Origin of the sequence: Actinomadura rugatobispora, from assembly GCF_042656285.1 — a bacterium.
Taxonomy (GTDB): Bacteria; Actinomycetota; Actinomycetes; order Streptosporangiales; family Streptosporangiaceae; genus Spirillospora; species Spirillospora rugatobispora.
Window position 1 is genome coordinate 55,471 of record NZ_JBHSON010000058.1, and the last position, 17,128, is coordinate 72,598.

Sequence of the window (17,128 nt, forward strand, 5' to 3'; positions counted from 1 at the left end):
GTTAACGACATGAGGTTCCCCCCGGAACGGGGCAGAATCGGCGGGATGGGCGAAGCGGACCGCGAACCCCCGCCGGAGCTGGTCGCCGAGGCGGCGGCGCATCCCGGCGGCTGGGTGTACGAGATCGACTCCGGCTGGGTCGATGAGCCCGACGGGTACCTTCCGGTTCAGGCGATCCTCGGTGCGTGGAAGGTGGCCGGCGACGGGCGGCTGACCGGGGAGTTCCGGGAGAACGAGCGGCACCGCCCGCCCGGGGACGACTTCTCGGCGCTGACCGGGTCCGACCACTGGCTCGGCGACGATCCTGCGGCGGCCGTGCTGGCGGAGGTCGTCGACATCCTGAACCGGCAGGTCGACGGCACGGTCGTGGAGTGGATGCAGGTCCTGGAGGAACCCCGGTTCCGCCGGGACGGCGCGGAGCGGACCCAGGTGACGCGGGCGGCGCTGGCGCTGTCGCTCGTGCTGATGGCGCGGACGCCGGAGGGGCGCAGGCTGGCGCTGCCGGGCGTGCTGACCTGGGTGGCGGCGGGGCTGGACCGTCCCGCGGAACGGCGCGACCGGGTGTGGTTCGAGCTCGGGGTCGACTTGGACCGCGCCGAGGAACGGCTGCGGGAACGGATCCGCGAGCTCGACCGTCCGGAATGAGTTGCCGCGCTGTTGCGGGCGTTACACGCGCGTCGCGTGACGGCCATGGGGTCTTTCGCATCGAATGTCAATGTTGAATTCTGTGGCCGTCGAAGCCGTTGACTGCCGCGTCCCCGCTCGTGAGCATTCTCATCGACCACCTTCTGAGCCTGGCCGTACCCCCGAACGGCCGCTCCCGGCAGGATCGGAGTTCCGATGAGAAGGCGTCTCCCCCTGGTCACGCTCCTAGCGGCAGCGCCGCTCGTGGCCGTCCTCGCTACCCCCGCCCAAGCCGTCACGCACAACGCCCCCCTCTCCATGGCCGCTCCAGGGCATGGCGTGGAAGGCCAGTACATCGTGACCCTGAAGAAGGGCGAGTCCGTCGGCGACACCGTCTCCGAGCGCGGCATCCGTACGACGCACCGCTTCGGCAAGGTGCTGAACGGGTTCTCCGCGAAGATGACGTCGTCGCAACTCGAACGCCTCCGCCGCACCCCGGGTGTGGCGTCGATCGAGCAGGACGGCGTCGTCCAAGCCAGCGCGACCCAGACCAATCCCCCGTCGTGGGGCATCGACCGGATCGACCAGACGAACCTGCCGTTGTCGCGGAGCTACACCTACACGGCCACGGGCGCCGGGGTGAACGCGTACATCATCGACACCGGCATCGCCACCTCGCATTCCGACTTCGGCGGCCGCGCGACCAACGTGTACGACGCGGTCGGCGGCAACGGGCAGGACTGCAACGGCCACGGCACGCACGTCGCCGGGACCGTGGGCGGCACCGCGTACGGCGTGGCCAAGCGCGTGAACCTGCGCGGCGTGCGCGTGCTGAACTGCCAGGGCAGCGGCACCAACTCCGGTGTGATCGCGGGCATGAACTGGGTGGCGAGCAACCACGTCAAGCCCGCGGTGGCGAACATGTCCCTGGGCGGCGGCTACTCGTCCACGGTGAACTCCGCGGCCAACGGCCTGGCGTCCTCCGGCGTGTTCCTGGCGGTGGCGGCGGGCAACAGCAACGCGAACGCGTGCAACTACTCGCCGTCCAGCGCGGCCAACGCGACCACGGTCGCGGCGAGCACCAGCAGCGACGCCAAGGCCAGCTACAGCAACTACGGCAGCTGCGTGGACCTGTACGCTCCCGGGTCGAGCATCACCTCCGCGTGGCTGAACGGCGGCGTCAACACCATCAACGGCACGTCGATGGCCTCGCCGCACGTGGCGGGGGTGGGGGCGCTGTACAAGTCCGCCAACGGCGACGCGTCGTTCTCCACCATCCGCACCTGGCTGGCCACGAACGCGACCAGCGGCGTCATCACCGGCAACCCGTCCGGGACGCCGAACCTGCTGCTCAACAAGCGCGCTCTCTGATCGCCTGATCCGAGGCCCGGCGGGCCCGGTCCCGGCACCCGAAAGGAAGGGTGCCGGGACCGGGTTTTCGCATTCTTTCTGTCATATGGGTGTAACAAGCGGCATTTACGCTCACGTGATGGGCGACCGGGCGGAAATGACGGCCGTGGGCGTGGAAACGCATCGGCCGCTGCCCAGGGCCGACGGCCTGCCGGGACGGCTTCCCGGCGACCGGGTCGGCGCCGGAGCCGCGGCGTCTCCTGCGGTGCCCGCGGGTGGAGGACGTGGTCCTGCTCGCCGGGCCGTTCCGGGCGATGGTGGCCGAGGAACTGGACGGGGGCCGTTCGCCGTCGCGCTCACCCGCGTGGAGCCGGATCGTGAACTTCGCCAGGGGCGGAGGAGCCAAGCGACCCGGGGCGGACACGAGGCGCGTGTAGGAGGGAGCGGCGAAGGATGTGCGGGCTGAGCGGTGAGGTGCGTCTCGACGCGGAGGCCGCCGACGTCGAGGCGGTCGCGAGGATGACGGCCGTGATGGAGCCGCGCGGCCCGGACGGGGTCGGCGTCTGGTCGTCCGGGCGGGTGGCCCTGGGGCACCGCAGGCTGAAGGTCATCGACCTCTCCGACAAGGCCGCGCAGCCGATGGTCGACAGCGGCCTGGGCATCACCGGCGTCTTCAGCGGCTGCCTCTACAACTACCGGGAGCTGCGCAAGGCGCTGCACGCCGAGGGCTACCACTTCTTCTCCACCTCCGACACCGAGGTGCTGCTGAAGGCGTACCACCGGTGGGGCCGCGACTGCGTGCTGCGCTTCAAGGGCATGTTCACCTTCGCCCTGGTGGAGCGTGACTCCGGGGTGGTCGTCCTAGGGCGCGACCGTCTCGGCATCAAGCCGCTCTACCTGACCCGTGACAGCGAGCGCCTGCGCTTCGCGTCGACCCTCCCGGCCCTGCTCGCGGGCGGGGACGTGAACACCGATCTGGACCTGGTGGCCCTGCACCACTACATGACGTTCCACTCGGTGGTGCCGGCACCCCGCACCATCCTGGCCGGGGTGGAGAAGCTTCCGCCCGCGACCGTCCGCACCATCCGCACGGACGGCCGGTTCGACGATTACCTCTACTGGCGGCCCGACTTCTCCCGGCGGATCCCGATGAACCCGGAGGAGTGGTCGGAGGTCGTCCGGGAGGGTCTGCGCGCGGCCGTGGACCGCCGCATGGTCGCGGACGTCCCGGTCGGCGTCCTGCTGTCGGGCGGGCTGGACTCCAGCTTCATCGTGGCGCTGCTGGCCGAGTCCGGGCAGACCGGCCTGTCCACCTACAGCATCGGCTTCACCGCGGCCGAGGGCGAGGAGAGCGACGAGTTCGCCTACTCCGATCTGGTCGCGGAGCGGTTCGGCACCGACCACCACCGGATCAGGGTGGACGACTCGCGCCTCCTCCCCGCCCTGAACGGCGCCATCGAGGCCATGAGCGAGCCCATGGTGAGCCATGACGTCGTCGCGTTCTACCTCCTCTCCAGGGAGGTCTCGCGGCATCTCAAGGTGGTGCAGTCCGGCCAGGGGGCCGACGAGGTGTTCGGGGGATACGACTGGTACTCGCCGCTTGCGGGCATTCCCAGGGCGGACGCCCTCCCCGCCTACGCGCACGTGTTCTTCGACCGTCCCCATGGGGAGCTGTCCGGGATCCTCAACCCGCCCTACCTGCTGGGCCACGACGCGGGGAGCGACTTCGTCCGGTCCCATTTCAGCGTGCCCGGGGCGGAGACCACCGTGGACGCGGCGCTCCGCATCGACACCACGGTGATGCTGGTGGACGACCCGGTGAAGCGCGTGGACAACATGACGATGGCCTGGGGCCTGGAGGCGCGCACCCCGTTCCTCGACCACGAGCTTGTGGAGCTGGCCGCGGCCTGCCCGCCCGAGCTGAAGCTGGCGCAGAACGGCAAGGGGGTGCTCAAGGACGCGGCACGCGGGATCGTCCCGGACGAGGTCATCGACCGTCCCAAGGGCGATTTCGCGGTTCCGGCCATCCGCCACCTCTCCGGCGCCTACCTCGAACTCGTGCGCGAGGCACTGCTGGCGCCCTCCGCCAAGGCGCGCGGCCTCTTCCAGCCCGACTACATCGCCCGCGTACTGGAGGCGCCCGGCCTCTACCGCACCAACCGCGGTGCCAGCCAGTTGTGGCAGGCGGCACTGCTGGAGCTGTGGCTCCAGTGCCATGGGGTGTGACATGTTCAGCGGAGGCGGTCGGCCAGGGCCGGCATGATCCGCCGCCGCGACCATCCCAGGTAGAGCGCGGCCCCGGCCACCGCGACCACGCCGAACGTGATGACCATGCTCCACTCGATGTACCAGGGCTGCCCGGTGTCCCGCGGCCAGACGATGTTGACCGTCTGGACGGCCAGCCACACCGCCGCCGTGTACGTCACCGGTGCGCTGAAGCGTCCGAGGCTGAACGGCCCGGGCCGCCACCTGCCGCGTATGTGCTGGAGGGCCGCGCCCAACACCGGCAGCCCGAACGACACGTAGAACCCGACCGTGGTGAAGTTGACCAGCACCGAGTACAGCGTGGAGCCGGTCAGCAGCACGAACACGGCCGCGCCCGCGCCGGTGAGCACGATCGCGTTCACCGGCAGCCGCTCCGCGCCCGCGAGCCTGCCCAGCACGCCCGACCCCGGGAGCGCCCGGTCCCGCGCCGAGGCCCAGATGACCCGGGACACCGCCGCCTGCACCGCCAGGAAGCTCGCCAGGAACCCGATCACGAACGTGACCAGCAGCGGCCGCCCGATCGCCGGCCCGAAGTGCGCCACCAGCGTGTCGGCCACCGGGTCACCGGTCGCGCCGGACGTGGCCGCGTCCATGTCGGGAATGGCCAGGATCAGGCCGGCCGCCGAGTACATCACGATCGCCCCGACCGCCAGCAGCGACAGGATCAGCGCCTTGGGCACGTCGCGTTCGGGACGCTCCACCTCTTCGGCGATCGCGCCCGCCGACTCGAACCCGACGAACGACCATCCGACGTAGGCGGTGGCGGCCAGCAGTGGCGCGCCCAGCCACGGATCGCCTCCGGCACCGTCGAACAGGACGCTCACCGGGTTCTCGCGGTAGAAGAGGAGCAGCACCGTACCGAGGCCGACGGACGCGAGGACCTCGCAGATGAGGCTCGCCACGACGAGCACCTTCAGTGTGCGCCGTCCCACGATGTTGGCGAGGCTGCCCAGCACCAGGATCGCCATGGCGGTCGCCATCGTCGGGGCCTTGCCCGGGTCCGTGACGTTCATTGCCTGCAGGAGGAAACCCGCCGCCCCATAGGAGAGTGTGGACAGCGCGATGGTGAGCCCCCACATGTACGCCCACGCGGCGAACCATCCGGCACCGGGCCCGCGCACGTGCCGCGCCCACTGGTAGACGCTCCCCTCGTACGGCCATCGCGAGGCCAGCTCACCGAAAACGCAGGCGACCAGCAGCTGCCCCAGAAGGACGATCGGGAACGCCCACCAGAACCCTGGCCCGGCCGCCAGCAGACCCAGCGTGAAGATGGCGTAGAGGGCGACGATAGGAGACACGTCGGCGAAGGCCAGCGCCGTGGCCGATCGCAGGTTGAAGCCTTTGCGGAGGGTCCGGGTGTTGTCGCCGATCGTGGCCGTCATGGGAGGCGGCGGTCCTTCGCCGGCAGGCTGAGCAGCTCGTAGACCACCGCGGCCGCCGCGATCGAGGTGATCTCGGCGTGGTCGTAGGCGGGCGCCACCTCCACCACGTCGGCGCCGACGATGTTCAGCCCGGCCAGGCCGCGCAGCATGCCCAGCAGCTCCCGGCTGGTCATCCCGCCGCTCTCCGGGGTGCCCGTCCCGGGCGCGAACGCGGGGTCGAGCACGTCGATGTCCACCGACAGGTAGACCGGGGCGTCCTGCACCCGCGCCCGCACCCGTTCGGCCGCCCCCCGCACGCCCAGGTCGTCGATCTCCGCGCAGTGCACGATCGTGAACCCGAACCGCGCGTCGTCCACCTGGTCGCGCGGGTCGTACAGCGGGCCGCGGATGCCGATGTGCGCGCTCGCGTCCCGCATCAGCAGCCCCTCCTCGGCGGCCCTCCGGAACGGGGTCCCGTGCGTGTACGGCTCGCCGAAGTAGGTGTCCCAGGTGTCCAGGTGCGCGTCGAAGTGCACCAGCGCGACGGGGCCGTGCAGCGCGTGCGCCGCCCGGAGCGCGGGCAGCGCGATCGAGTGGTCGCCGCCGATCGTGATCGCCGTGGCGCCGTCCCCGGTCAGCTCGCGCAGCCCCGCCTCCACCTGCGCGAGCGCCCCGCCGATGTCGAACGGGTTGCAGGCGATGTCGCCCGCGTCCACGACCTGCCGCACGGCGAACGGCGACACGTCCAGCGCCGGGTTGTACGGCTTGATGAGCCGCGAACCCTGCCGTACCGCGGCGGGCCCGAAGCGCGCCCCCGGCCGGTACGACACGCCGCCGTCGAACGGCGCCCCGACCACCGCCACGTCGAAGCCCGGCACGTCCTCGCGGCGCGGCAGCCGGGCGAACGTGGACGGCCCCGCGAACCGGGGGACCTCCAGGGCGTCGACCTGTCCAACGGGCTCCATCCGTGTCCCCTCCTCCGGGGGGCTCATATGCGGCCGCGGGTCGTACCGCCGTTGACGTGCAGGATCTGGCCGACCAGCGTGCCCATCCGGGAGTCGGCCAGGAACGACACCGCCGCCGCGATCTCCTCCGGCGTCGCGATCCGGCCCAGCGGCACCCGCGCCGCGTACCGGGCCCGGATCTCCTCCACGGTCACCTCGGCGTCCCGGGCGTCCACCTCCAGTTGCGGGGTGTCGACCACGCTCGGCGCGATCGCGTTCACCGCGATGCCCAGCGGGCCCAGCTCCCGGCCCAGCGACTTGGCCAGCGCGATGATCCCCGCCTTGGACGCCGAGTACGCGGTGGCGTTCGGCCACCCCGTGACGCCCCACTCCGAGGCGATCAGCACCATCCGGCCGCCGCCGCGCTCCGACATGCCCGGCAGCACCGCCTGGGCGCACGCGAACGTCCCGCCCAGGTTGACGTCCACGATCCGCCACCAGTCGTCGAGGTCGTGCTCGGCCAGCGGCGCCATCGCCAGGTGCGCGGCGCCCGCGACCAGCACCCCGACCGGCTCCCCGGCCTCCTCCTCGATCCGGGCCACCATCCGCTCCACCGCCAGCGGGTCGGCGATGTCGGCGGGCACCGCGATCCCGTCCAGGTCGGCGGCCAGCCCGGCCAGCCGCCCCGGCAGCTCCCCGCCCGGCCGGTCGGTCAGCGCGACCAGGTGGCCGTCGGCCGCCAGCCGCCGCGACACGGCCCGGCCCAGCCCGCCCGCGGCGCCCGTCACCAGCGCGACCGCCATCAGATCACCGCCCCGGCGTTCGGCGAGATGATCTCGCCGAGGCAGAAGCCGCCGTCCTCGATGAGGAAGGCGACGGCGAGCGCCACCTCCTCGGGCGCGGTCAGCCGCCCGGCGGGCAGCCCCTGCAGATACGCGGGACGGCGCCACGGCGAGTCCGGGACCAGCAGCGGCGTGTCGGTCGGGCCGGGCGCCACCCCGTTCACCCGCACCCCGGTCGGCGCCAGCTCGATCGCCAGCGCCTTGACCAGCCCCAGCACCGCGCCCTTGGCCGCCGCGTAGTGCGCCTCCCGGTCGCCGCCGCCGATCGCCAGCTCGGACGCGACGCCCACGACGTTCCCGCGGCCGCGCCCCACCATCGCCGGGACGGCCGCGCGGCACACGTTCAGCAGCCCGCCCAGATGGACGCGCAGCATCCGCCGCCACTCCGCCCACGCGATGTCGGCCATCGGGGTGATCGCGTAGTGCCCGGCCGCGCACACCACCGCCTCGACCGGCCCCAGCTCCCGCTCGATCCGCACGACCGCGGCCCGGACCTGCGCGTCGTCCGACACGTCCACGCCCACCCCGTGGTCCACGTTCGGCGCCGGACGCAGGTCGAGCCCCGCCGTCCGCCAGCCGCGCCTCGCCAGCTCGGTCGCCACCGCCGCGCCGATTCCGCCCGCCGCCCCGGTGACGAGCGCGACCCGATCCGCCATACGTCTCTCCCTGATCGATCAGGCGCCGGGCAAACCCCGGTGCCGGGCCAGGTGACAAGGGTTTTGCGCGAACGTCGGCCGACCGCGCCGCGCGGGCGGCGGCCGCTCGCGGACTTGGCCAATACCCGGTCACGCGACGGTCACCCGCCCGGGACGCGGTGAGAGGCTGGGAGCGTGACCGGTGATCAGGCGGCGCGGCTGCGCCTCACCGTCGGGCAGCTCCTGGAGGTGCCCGACTTCCGGCTGCGGCTGGTGGCGGGCGCCGCCGGGCTCGACCGGCCGGTCCGCTGGGCGCACTCCACCGAGCTCCTGGACCCGGGGCCCTACCTGCGCGGGAACGAGGTGGTCCTGACCGTCGGCGCGTCGCTCACCGACCCGGCCCGCTGCGCGGCGTTCGCGCGGTCGGTGCACGCCAGCCGCGCGAGCGCGATCGGCTACGGCATCGGCGACGTCCTGCCCGCCTCCCCGGACGCGCTGCGCGCCGCCTGCGACGACCTCGACCTGCCGCTGCTGGAGGTGCCGCCCGAGGTCCCGTTCCTGAGCTTCACCGAATGGTTCGCCGAACGCCTCACCTCGTCCCGAGACGTCCAGCACGAGCGCGAGGAGACCGGGCGGCTGCTGGAGATGGTCCGCAACGGGCTGGCCTCCCCCGAAGCCGTGCGGAACCGGCTCGAACGCACCGGCCTGACCCCCGAGCCGATCGTCGTGCTGGCCGTCCCCGCGCCGAGCGTCCCCGACCGGGTGGACGGCTCCATCGGCGCCGTCCTCGGCATCGACGGCGACGTGGCGCTGCTGCTGGTCAACACCGAGCGCCACGCCCTCGAACTGGCCGAGGCGTGGGGCGGCGTCGGCGGCCTGGGCACGCCCGGACCGCTGGACCGGCTCCCGCAGTGCCTGGCCGAGAGCGTCCTGGCGCTGGAGGCGTCGCAGCGCGGCGGCGGCGTCGTCCGCGCCGCCGACCTGGCCACCTTCCAGGGCCTGCTGGGACGCCTCGAACGGCACCAGATCGCCCCGTTCATCGACCAGATCGCCCGCCCGCTCGCCGACTACGACGCCGCCCACGGCACCCGCCTGGTCGAGACCCTCCGCACCTTCCTGGGCACCGGCGGGGCGGTCGGCACCACGTCCCGCGAGCTGTACCTGCACCCCAACACGCTCCGCCACCGCCTGACCCGGATCGCGGCGCTGACCGGCCGCGACCCGCTGAACTTCGACGACCGCGTGGCCCTGGCCGTGGCGATGTGGGCCGACCGCTGAACCGTCGGTCCCATGGATTACCTTCGGCGCATGGCCGCCATCCGCTACCTCAAGGGCGACGCGACCTCACCCCAGGCCAAGGGCGTGAAGGTGATCGCGCATGTCTGCAACGACCTGGGCGGCTGGGGCAAGGGCTTCGTCCTGGCCATCTCCAAACGCTGGCCCGAGCCGGAGAGGGCCTACCGCGCCTGGCACCGCGACCGCGCGCGGAACGACTTCGGCCTGGGCGCCGTGCAGTTCGTCCAGGTCGACCCGTACATCTGGGTCGCCAACATGGTCGCCCAGCGCGGCACCAGGCCCAGCAAGAAGAACGGCCCGCCCATCCGCTACGAGGCCGTCGGCACCTGCCTGACCGCGCTGGCCGAGAAGGCGAAGTCCCTGGACGCGACCGTCCACATGCCCCGCATAGGCTGCGGCCTGGCCGGCGGCAAGTGGTCGAAGATAGAACCCCTCATCACCACCCGCCTGACCGCCCACTCCATAGAAGTGACCGTCTACGACACCGACTGACCCCCGCACTCCAGGCAGGCCCGCCGGAGCCGGTCACCGGTTCTTTCACGCCTTCACACAAGACCCTTCAAGGCCACCTGGAGAAGGCGGGAGCCAGCGCCAAGCAGGCGGAGGCCCTCGCATGGGCGGGAGGCTTGTTCGGCTGCATCCTCGGCATCGCCCTGGTGACCAACAGCCTTGTCGGGACTATGTCGCCGGCGTGACCGCCGGGAGGGTGATGCGGACGGTGGTGCCGGTGCCGGGGGCGGAGAGGAGTTCGGCGTGGCCGCCGTGGGCGGCGGCTATGGCGGCGACGATGGGGAGGCCGAGGCCCGCGCCGTCGCCCTCGTGCTCTGAACGGTGGAAGCGTTCAAAGGCGCGGGCGGCGTCCTCGGGGGACATGCCGGGGCCCTCGTCCGCCACCTCCAGGGTGATCGCGTGGGGCGTCCGGGTCAGGCGGACGGTCGCGGGGGTGTGCTCGGGGGTGTGGACGCGGACGTTCGCCAGGAGGTTGGCCAGGATCTGACGGATCCGGGGCTCGTCCACGGTGGCGGTGAGGGTGTCCGGGGCGTCCAGGGCGAAGGACCGGTCCGGGGCGGCGGCGGACGCGTCGGCCACGGCGTCGCGGGCCACGGCGACCAGGTCGGTGGGGGCCGGTTCGAGGGGCGCCTCGCGGTCGAGCCGGGCGAGTTCGAGCAGGTCGCCGACCAGGCGGCTCATGCGGCGGGCCTCGTCCTCGATGCGCCGCATCGCCTCGGGGAGCTCGTCGGGGCCGAGGGCGCCGTGCCGGTACAGCTCGGCGTACCCCTGGATGGTGGTGAGCGGGGTGCGCAGTTCGTGGGACGCGTCGGCGGCGAACTCCCGGACCCGGGCCTCGGAGCGGCTGCGCGCCCAGAACGCCTGCTCGATCCGGTCCAGCATCACGTTGATCGCGGCGGCCAGCCGGGAGGTCTCCGAGCGCGGGCCGGGATCGGGCATCCGGGCGCGCAGGTCGCCGCCCATCGCGATGGCCTGCGCGGTGGCGGCCATCCGGTCCAGCGGCAGCAGGCCCCGGCCGATCAGCCACCGGCCGAGCAGCAGCAGCGCCGCCAGCAGCAGCGCCGCCGTGGCGACCTCGGCCAGGACGAGGTTGCGGACGGCCAGGCGGATCTCGTCCAGCGGCGTCGCGACCACGACCGTTCCGCCGGCGCGGGCGGGGCGGGCGACGGCGCGGAGCCCGGCGAGGGAGAACGGTTCGAGCGTGCCGGCGTGCCCGGCCAGCCCGGAGGGGCCCAGCCGCCGGATCTGCTCGATCGCCTCGGCGGGATCGGGCTGGTCGCCGCTGATCACCCTGATCCGTCCCTGCGCGGTCACCGACAGGACGACGAACCGCGCGGGCGCGACGCCCTCGCTCGGCAGGCCGGGCCGGACGAGCCGGGCGACGGCGCGGTCGCGGGCGCCGCGCAGCTGGTCGTCCACCCGGTTCATCAGGTAGCCGCGCAGGACGACCGCGCTGACCAGCCCCATGACCAGCAGCCCGGCGAGGGTGACGGCGACCAGCCCGGCCAGCAGCCGGGTGTTGAGCGCCGACAGGCTCATGGGGCGGACCGCAGCGAGTAGCCGACGCCGCGGCGGGTGTGGATCAGCGGCGGGCCGAGCGGGTCGAGCTTGCGCCGCAGGTAGCTGATGTAGGTCTCCAGGACCTGGGCGTTGCCGTGGTGGTCCCAGCCCCAGACGTTCTCCAGCAGCTGCGCGCGGGTGAGGACCCGCCCGGCGTTCCGCATGAGGTAGGCGAGCAGCTTGAACTCGGTCGGGGACAGCTCGATGTCGACGCCGGCGCGGCGGACCGTCCAGCGGGACTCGTCCAGCTCCAGGTCCGCGACGCGCAGCGGCCCCGCCTCCTCGTCGGACGGCGGGGCGTGGACGGCCGCGCGGCGCAGCACCGCGCGGACCCTGGCCACCAGCGCGTCGATGGAGAACGGCTTGGTGACATAGTCATCGCCGCCGAGGGTGAGCCCGGTGACGGTGTCGGACGGGGCGTCCCGCGCGGTCAGGAAGATCACCGGCACCTGGTCGCCGCCGGCCCGCAGCCGCCGGCAGACCTCGAACCCGTCGATGTCGGGCAGCATGACATCGAGCAGGACCAGATCGGGCCGCCGGCCGCGGGCCTCCCGCAGCGCCTCGCCCCCGGTACGGGCCGTGCACGTCTCGAAACCGTGGAAGCGCAGGGCGGTCTGGATCAGGTCGCGGATGTTGGCCTCGTCCTCCACGACGAGCACCCGCCGGCTCTCGTTCATCGGCTCCCGCATGTCGTCGCCTGCTTTCGGACGACGCTACTGCGGTTCTACTTCTTCTTGGGCACCACGACGAGGCCGATGGTGCGGGTCGTGCCCTCGCGCTGACCCATGACGATGACGCGGTCGCCGGCGGCGAGGGCGGTCGGGGCGGACTTGGCGCCGTCCTTGCGGACGCGGGTCTTGCCGTCGGTGTTCCAGGTCCAGGTGACGCCGTCGGCGCTGCGCACGGTCAGGGTCGCACCGGACCGTCCGGTGATCTCGCCGCGCTGCCAGGTGCGGACGTGGAACTTCTCGTCCTTGCCGCGCACGGTCGCCTCGCCGTGCACGCCGCGCGCGGCGAAGCGGGCCCGGTGCTTCCACGGCCGCTGCTGCGCGCCGGGCCGCCCGTCCTTGGCCTTCGGCTGCGGGGACGCGGTCGTGCTCGGGGACGGGGCCGGGTCGGCGGACGCGGCCGGGACGGCGAGGTACAGCCCGAGGCCGAGCAGGCTCGCCGCGCCCAGGCCGGCCGCCAACGACTTCCTGTTCATCTTCTCTCGCATGCCCCTACTCCATCGCGGGCGCCTGGTAGAAGACCATGGAGAAAGCTGGGAGGAAGCTGGGAATCGGCTGCCCCCTTTCTCAGCGGAAGTCGGCGGCGTGCTCGCCCGCCCACTCGGCGAAGGTGCGGGCGGGACGCCCCGTGACCGCCTCCGACGTGGGGAACGGCCCGTACGAGGCCAGGTCGAAGTCGGCGGCGTCGGCCGGGTCGGCGTCGTTCCCGGAGTAGTCGGTGAAGCCGAGGAGGAAGTCGGCGTTGTCGGCCGCGAACCCGCCCTGCCGCCGGTAGAGCTCCCGCGCCTCCTCCGGGGTGACGCGCTCGAAGCGGATCTCCTCCCCGATCGCCTCGGCGAGGACGCGGACCTGGTCGCGGTAGGAGGTGAACTCCGGGCCGTTCAGGTCGTACGCGGCGCCCGCGTGCCGGCCGGCGCCGCCGAGCGGCGGCGGCGACCGTGATGTCGCTTTTGTGTATCGGGCACCAGGGCACGTCCGGGTTCGGCTCACGGACGAGGCGTTCCGCGCGGATGGACGGGCCCCACAGCCACAGCTTGTTCAGCTTGACCTCCTCCCCCTCGTCGGCGAGGGGGATTCCAACCCGCCGCAGAGGAGGACAGGTTGAGGTTCGCGGTTCGTCCGCCCTGGTATCCCGGGGCGTCCCCGCGCAGCAACGGCCGGTCCGGCCGCCGTGCACACGAGCCTGGGCTCGCGCGCGATGTTGCGAACCGCATTCACATCGGCATTGCCGACGTAGCCGCAGGACCGGCACCGGAAACACGCTTGGCTCTCACGCGCCCCCGGTCCGTGGTCCCGCACGCCGAGCAACACTCCGAGGTGTAGGCGGGATCGATCTTGTACACACGGCCGGGCGCCTTGTGCTCCAGCCGCTCGACCAGCATGGCCCGGCCAGCTTGTCCCCACCGGCCAGGCATCACAGACGCTAGCACCAGCCCGCAGGCCCGCGCCCGGGGTTTCGGAGATCCGCCGTGGCGGCAGATCTCCGATTCTTGTCCTTGCTCCGCGTAAGTCTGATTCCTTCCTCGCCTGACGGCGGGGGTTTCTTGTAGTTCCCGATGAACTCGCCGGGCCGCACATGCGTCCACGCCATCCCGGATGCCTCCGCGGCCTGTTTGCGGGAAAGGTTGGAAAACACGCGAACGTACATTGTGCATTTGCCTCTGACCTGCGTTCCCGGGCTTTGCCGGGAACCTGAATAAGTGACCTGGGGATAGGTAGAAAGTCGAAAGAAATATCAATCGGTGGCGGCGAGGGTCTCCAGGATCTGCTCCCCGTACTTGGCGAGCTTGTTCTCACCGACCCCGTTCACCGTGCTCAGCTCCGCCAGCGACCCCGGCCGCGCGGTGGCGATCTCCCGCAGCGTCGCATCGTGGAAGATCACGTACGCGGGGACGCCCTGCTCCTTGGCCGTCGCGCCCCGCCAGGCCCGCAGCCGCTCGAACACCGGCACGGCCTCCGCGGGCAGGTCGACCGGCGCCTTGCGCTCCCGGCCACCCGCCTTGCCCGAGCCGCCGGTCTTCCCGGCCGCGGCCTTCGCCCGCTCGGGCTCGCGCCGCATCGGCACCGTGCGCTCGCCGCGCAGCACCGCCGCGCTGGCGTCGGTCTCGACCAGCGCGCCGTAGTTGCTCTCCACGGCCATCAGCCCCTGCGCGAGCATCTGCCGGACGACGCCGCGCCACTCCGCCTCGCCCAGGTCGGCGCCGATCCCGAAGGTGCTCAGCGCGTCATGGTCGAACTGGATGATCTTGGCGTTCTTCTTCCCGCGCAGGATGTCGATCACATGCCCGGCGCCGAACTTCTGCCGCCGCTCGCGCTTGAGCCGCACCACCGTCGACAGCACCTTCTGCGCGGGCACCGTCCCGTCCCACGACTCCGGCGGCGACAGGCAGGTGTCGCAGTTGCCGCACGGCCCCGACTCCTGGCCGAAGTAGTCCAGCAGCCGCACCCGGCGGCAGGCGGGCGTCTCGCACAGCGCCAGCATCGCGTCCAGGTGCAGGCTCAGCCTGCGCCGGTGCGCCTCGTCGCCCTCCGACGATTCGATCATCTTGCGGAGGTTGACGACGTCCTGCAGCCCGTAGGCCAGCCACGCCGTGGACGGCTGCCCGTCCCGCCCCGCCCGGCCCGTCTCCTGGTAGTAGCCCTCGACCGACTTGGGCAGGTCGAGATGCGCCACGAACCGCACGTCCGGCTTGTCGATGCCCATCCCGAACGCGATCGTCGCCACCACGACCAGGCCGTCCTCGCGCAGGAACCGCGACTGGTTCGCGGCGCGCGTGCCCGCGTCCAGGCCCGCGTGGTAGGGCACCGCCGCGATCCCGTTCGCGGTCAGGAACTCAGCGGTCTTCTCCACGGAGTTGCGCGACAGGCAGTAGACGATGCCCGCCTCGCCCGCGTGCTCGGCCGTCAGCAGCCGCAGCAGCTGCCGCTTGGCGTCGGACTTCGGCTCGATCCGGTACCGGATGTTGGGACGGTCGAAGCTCGCCGTGAAATGGTGGGCGTCCTTCAGATCGAGCCGCGTCGCGATCTCGTCCTTGGTCGCCGGGGTCGCGGTCGCGGTCAGCGCGATCCGCGGCACGTCCGGCCAGCGCTCGTGCAGGCCCGACAGCATCAGGTAGTCGGGACGGAAGTCGTGCCCCCACTGCGCCACGCAGTGCGCCTCGTCGATCGCGAACAGCGCCACCGTGCCGCGGTCGAGCAGGTTCACCGTCGCCTGGACGCGCAGCCGCTCGGGCGCCAGGTAGAGCAGGTCGAGCTCGCCCGCCAGGAACTGCGCCTCGACGACGCGGCGCTCGTCCAGGTCCTGGGTGGAGTTGAGGAACCCGGCCCGCACGCCCAGCGCCCGCAGCGCGTCCACCTGGTCCTGCATGAGCGCGATCAGCGGCGAGATGACGACGCCCACGCCCTTCCTGACCAGGGAGGGGATCTGGTAGCACAGCGACTTGCCGCCACCGGTCGGCATCAGCACCAGGGCGTCGCCGCCGCCGATCACATGGTCGATGATCTCCTGCTGGCCGTCCCGGAACGCCTCGTACCCGAACACCCGCCGCAGCGTGCCCAGCGCGTCCTCGCCCTCGGCGGCCGCGTGCGCCGCGGGCGGCGCGGCCTCGGGTTCGAACTCGGCGGGCTCGTACTCCCGGTCGTAGAACTCGGGCTCGTAGAAGTCGGGCTCGGGCGGGAACTCGCTCTCCGGGGAAACCACCGATTCATACTATTGGCCTCCCCGGACGTTCGACCGCCGTTCTCAGGGAGCCGGGGCCTTGCCGACCTGGGCGATGGTCTCCGCGGTGACGCCGTCCAGGCTCTCCGCCGTGTACGCGGCCAGGGCGAGCGCGTCGGGCGCGGGCGGGTAGTTCGGCCGCGGCACCGCGATCACCCTCATCCCGGCGGCGTGCGCGGACCGCAAACCGTTGCTGGAGTCCTCGATCGCCACGCACCTCCCGGGCGCCACCTCCATCCGCGCCGCGACGGTGAGGTATCCGTCGGGGGCCGGTTTGCCCTGGTCGACCTCCTCGGTGGAGACGGTGGCGCGGAACAGGGCGTCCATCCGCATCTCCGCGAGCACCAGCTCGATGAGCGCCCGCGGGGATGAGCTGTTCAGCCCGAGCGTGAACGACTCGGCGAGCCGCCGCACCGCCTCCAGGGCGCCCGGCAGCAGCGGCAGGTGGACGGAGTAGCGGCGGCGCATCCGGTCGATCACCTCGTAGGCGACCTCGTCGCGGGACTGGCGGCCGTCCAGCAGATCGTCGGCCAGGTAGGCGGCCCACTCCTCGGTGCTCATCCCCATGAGCCGCTCCTGGGTGTCGCGCCGCCAGTCCCCGCCCTGCTCGTCGACGTAGCCGCGGCGGACCTCCTCCCAGACGGGCTCGGAGTCGATCAGGACCCCGTCCAGATCGAAGACGACCGCGTGCGCGTCCCGCGCGTCCATGGACCACTCCCGGCTCGATGCTCGGATCTTCCGCACCGAACCACTACCCAGCGAATACCGGGAGAATCCCGGCGGTCGCTCGCGGTGAACAGCATCTGACCAGGATAAATGCCGCAATTAAGGCAAATTACGATCAAGTCTGGCATGGTGGGTGAACCCCGCCCGCCTCCGGAGAGTAACTGGAGAGGAGAACGACCCATGGTCTTCCTCGGACTGATCCTGGCCGCCGCGGCCGTCACAGCAGGTGCCGGCATCGTCATGGCCAACGACGGCTCGGCGTCCCTCACGATCTTCGGCTACGCCGTCCCCGGCGTCAGCACCCACTGGCAGGTCTTCCTCACCGGAGCCGCCGTGGCCGTCGTCTTCATGCTCGGCATGATGATCGCCATCGTCGGCTTCGGACGCCGCATGCGCACCCGCCGCGACCTCCGCTACCTCCGCGAGGAGCACGAGGAGTCGCTGACCACCCTCGAAATGGAGAAGCGCCGCCTCCAGCGCGAACTCGCCCAGGTCCGCCGCGGCGAGCCCGCCCCGGCGCCCGCGCCCCGTCCCGGCCCCGCCGCCCCGCAGCAGCCCGCCCCCGGCCG

The 17,128-nt window shown here is 72.3% G+C and carries 16 protein-coding genes; 6 read left to right on the forward strand and 10 right to left on the reverse strand.

Going from position 1 to position 17,128, the window contains the following annotated elements; genetic code table 11:
• Positions 1-45: 45 nt before the first annotated feature.
• The 3 genes from ACFPZN_RS34655 to ACFPZN_RS34665 all read left to right on the forward strand — a co-directional run bounded on the left by ACFPZN_RS34655 (position 46) and on the right by ACFPZN_RS34665 (position 4,200).
• A complete protein-coding gene (locus tag ACFPZN_RS34655) occupies positions 46-645 on the forward strand; it encodes a hypothetical protein (protein ID WP_378286546.1) in 600 nt (199 codons plus the stop codon).
• Positions 646-840: 195 nt separating this feature from the next.
• Positions 841-1,995, forward strand: a complete 1,155-nt coding sequence (locus ACFPZN_RS34660) for a S8 family peptidase (RefSeq protein ID WP_378286547.1) — start codon at positions 841-843, stop codon at positions 1,993-1,995.
• Between the two features lie 432 nt (positions 1,996-2,427).
• Complete coding sequence (locus ACFPZN_RS34665; protein WP_378286548.1) at positions 2,428-4,200, forward strand: N-acetylglutaminylglutamine amidotransferase; 1,773 nt, start codon at positions 2,428-2,430, stop codon at positions 4,198-4,200.
• A 5-nt stretch (positions 4,201-4,205) separates the two neighbouring features.
• On the opposite strand, the gene ACFPZN_RS34670 is transcribed toward ACFPZN_RS34665, so the two are convergent.
• The 4 genes from ACFPZN_RS34670 to ACFPZN_RS34685 are packed head-to-tail and all read right to left on the reverse strand — an operon-like array spanning position 4,206 to position 8,042.
• Positions 4,206-5,621: an APC family permease gene (locus ACFPZN_RS34670; RefSeq protein ID WP_378286550.1), complete on the reverse strand. Its 1,416-nt coding sequence runs from the start codon at positions 5,619-5,621 to the stop codon at positions 4,206-4,208.
• A complete protein-coding gene (gene speB / locus ACFPZN_RS34675) occupies positions 5,618-6,565 on the reverse strand; it encodes an agmatinase (RefSeq protein ID WP_378286551.1) in 948 nt (315 codons plus the stop codon). The genes ACFPZN_RS34670 and speB overlap by 4 nt, the downstream gene beginning before the upstream one ends.
• Before the next feature lie 23 nt (positions 6,566-6,588).
• On the reverse strand, positions 6,589-7,347 hold the full coding sequence (locus ACFPZN_RS34680; RefSeq protein WP_378286552.1) for an SDR family NAD(P)-dependent oxidoreductase: 759 nt from the start codon (positions 7,345-7,347) through the stop codon (positions 6,589-6,591).
• Complete coding sequence (locus tag ACFPZN_RS34685) at positions 7,347-8,042, reverse strand: SDR family NAD(P)-dependent oxidoreductase (RefSeq protein WP_378286553.1); 696 nt, start codon at positions 8,040-8,042, stop codon at positions 7,347-7,349. Before ACFPZN_RS34685 ends, ACFPZN_RS34680 begins: the two co-directional genes overlap by 1 nt.
• Before the next feature lie 174 nt (positions 8,043-8,216).
• Here ACFPZN_RS34685 and ACFPZN_RS34690 point away from each other — a divergent pair, with 174 nt between their 5' ends.
• Together ACFPZN_RS34690 and ACFPZN_RS34695 are read left to right on the forward strand one after the other, a co-directional pair.
• On the forward strand, positions 8,217-9,299 hold the full coding sequence (locus ACFPZN_RS34690; RefSeq protein ID WP_378286554.1) for a PucR family transcriptional regulator: 1,083 nt from the start codon (positions 8,217-8,219) through the stop codon (positions 9,297-9,299).
• 30 nt (positions 9,300-9,329) lie between these two features.
• Positions 9,330-9,809, forward strand: a complete 480-nt coding sequence (locus ACFPZN_RS34695; RefSeq protein WP_378286555.1) for a macro domain-containing protein — start codon at positions 9,330-9,332, stop codon at positions 9,807-9,809.
• A gap of 186 nt (positions 9,810-9,995) precedes the next feature.
• Here the strand turns inward: ACFPZN_RS34695 and ACFPZN_RS34700 are convergent, their stop codons facing one another.
• From ACFPZN_RS34700 to ACFPZN_RS34725, 6 genes are all read right to left on the reverse strand, one after another.
• Positions 9,996-11,366, reverse strand: coding sequence for a sensor histidine kinase (locus ACFPZN_RS34700; protein ID WP_378286556.1), 1,371 nt, complete (start codon positions 11,364-11,366; stop codon positions 9,996-9,998).
• Positions 11,363-12,076, reverse strand: a complete 714-nt coding sequence (locus tag ACFPZN_RS34705; RefSeq protein ID WP_378286557.1) for a response regulator transcription factor — start codon at positions 12,074-12,076, stop codon at positions 11,363-11,365. Before ACFPZN_RS34705 ends, ACFPZN_RS34700 begins: the two co-directional genes overlap by 4 nt.
• A 35-nt stretch (positions 12,077-12,111) precedes the next feature.
• A complete protein-coding gene (locus ACFPZN_RS34710; RefSeq protein ID WP_378286558.1) occupies positions 12,112-12,603 on the reverse strand; it encodes a hypothetical protein in 492 nt (163 codons plus the stop codon).
• A gap of 79 nt (positions 12,604-12,682) precedes the next feature.
• Positions 12,683-13,105: a Rossmann-fold NAD(P)-binding domain-containing protein gene (locus tag ACFPZN_RS34715; RefSeq protein WP_378286559.1), complete on the reverse strand. Its 423-nt coding sequence runs from the start codon at positions 13,103-13,105 to the stop codon at positions 12,683-12,685.
• Between the two features lie 745 nt (positions 13,106-13,850).
• Positions 13,851-15,815 (reverse strand): DNA helicase RecQ, encoded by a 1,965-nt coding sequence (recQ, locus tag ACFPZN_RS34720; RefSeq protein WP_378286560.1) that lies wholly within the window; start codon positions 15,813-15,815, stop codon positions 13,851-13,853.
• A 42-nt stretch (positions 15,816-15,857) separates the two neighbouring features.
• On the reverse strand, positions 15,858-16,541 hold the full coding sequence (locus tag ACFPZN_RS34725) for an HAD family hydrolase (protein WP_378286561.1): 684 nt from the start codon (positions 16,539-16,541) through the stop codon (positions 15,858-15,860).
• Positions 16,542-16,739: 198 nt separating this feature from the next.
• Between ACFPZN_RS34725 and ACFPZN_RS34730 the strand changes: the two genes are divergently transcribed.
• The coding region (locus ACFPZN_RS34730) for a hypothetical protein (RefSeq protein ID WP_378286562.1) at positions 16,740-17,128 on the forward strand (389 nt) is incomplete at its 3' end.

Excerpts from the sequence above, each read along its gene's own strand:
- ACFPZN_RS34655 (WP_378286546.1), top strand. The coding sequence starts at position 46 with ATGGGCGAAGCGGACCGCGAACCCCCGCCGGAGCTGGTCGCCGAGGCG.
- ACFPZN_RS34660 (WP_378286547.1), top strand. The coding sequence starts at position 841 with ATGAGAAGGCGTCTCCCCCTGGTCACGCTCCTAGCGGCAGCGCCGCTC.
- ACFPZN_RS34665 (WP_378286548.1), top strand. The coding sequence starts at position 2,428 with ATGTGCGGGCTGAGCGGTGAGGTGCGTCTCGACGCGGAGGCCGCCGAC.
- ACFPZN_RS34670 (WP_378286550.1), bottom strand. The coding sequence starts at position 5,621 with ATGACGGCCACGATCGGCGACAACACCCGGACCCTCCGCAAAGGCTTC.
- speB (WP_378286551.1), bottom strand. The coding sequence starts at position 6,565 with ATGGAGCCCGTTGGACAGGTCGACGCCCTGGAGGTCCCCCGGTTCGCG.
- ACFPZN_RS34680 (WP_378286552.1), bottom strand. The coding sequence starts at position 7,347 with ATGGCGGTCGCGCTGGTGACGGGCGCCGCGGGCGGGCTGGGCCGGGCC.
- ACFPZN_RS34685 (WP_378286553.1), bottom strand. The coding sequence starts at position 8,042 with ATGGCGGATCGGGTCGCGCTCGTCACCGGGGCGGCGGGCGGAATCGGC.
- ACFPZN_RS34695 (WP_378286555.1), top strand. The coding sequence starts at position 9,330 with ATGGCCGCCATCCGCTACCTCAAGGGCGACGCGACCTCACCCCAGGCC.
- ACFPZN_RS34700 (WP_378286556.1), bottom strand. The coding sequence starts at position 11,366 with ATGAGCCTGTCGGCGCTCAACACCCGGCTGCTGGCCGGGCTGGTCGCC.
- ACFPZN_RS34705 (WP_378286557.1), bottom strand. The coding sequence starts at position 12,076 with ATGCGGGAGCCGATGAACGAGAGCCGGCGGGTGCTCGTCGTGGAGGAC.
- ACFPZN_RS34710 (WP_378286558.1), bottom strand. The coding sequence starts at position 12,603 with ATGCGAGAGAAGATGAACAGGAAGTCGTTGGCGGCCGGCCTGGGCGCG.
- ACFPZN_RS34725 (WP_378286561.1), bottom strand. The coding sequence starts at position 16,541 with ATGGACGCGCGGGACGCGCACGCGGTCGTCTTCGATCTGGACGGGGTC.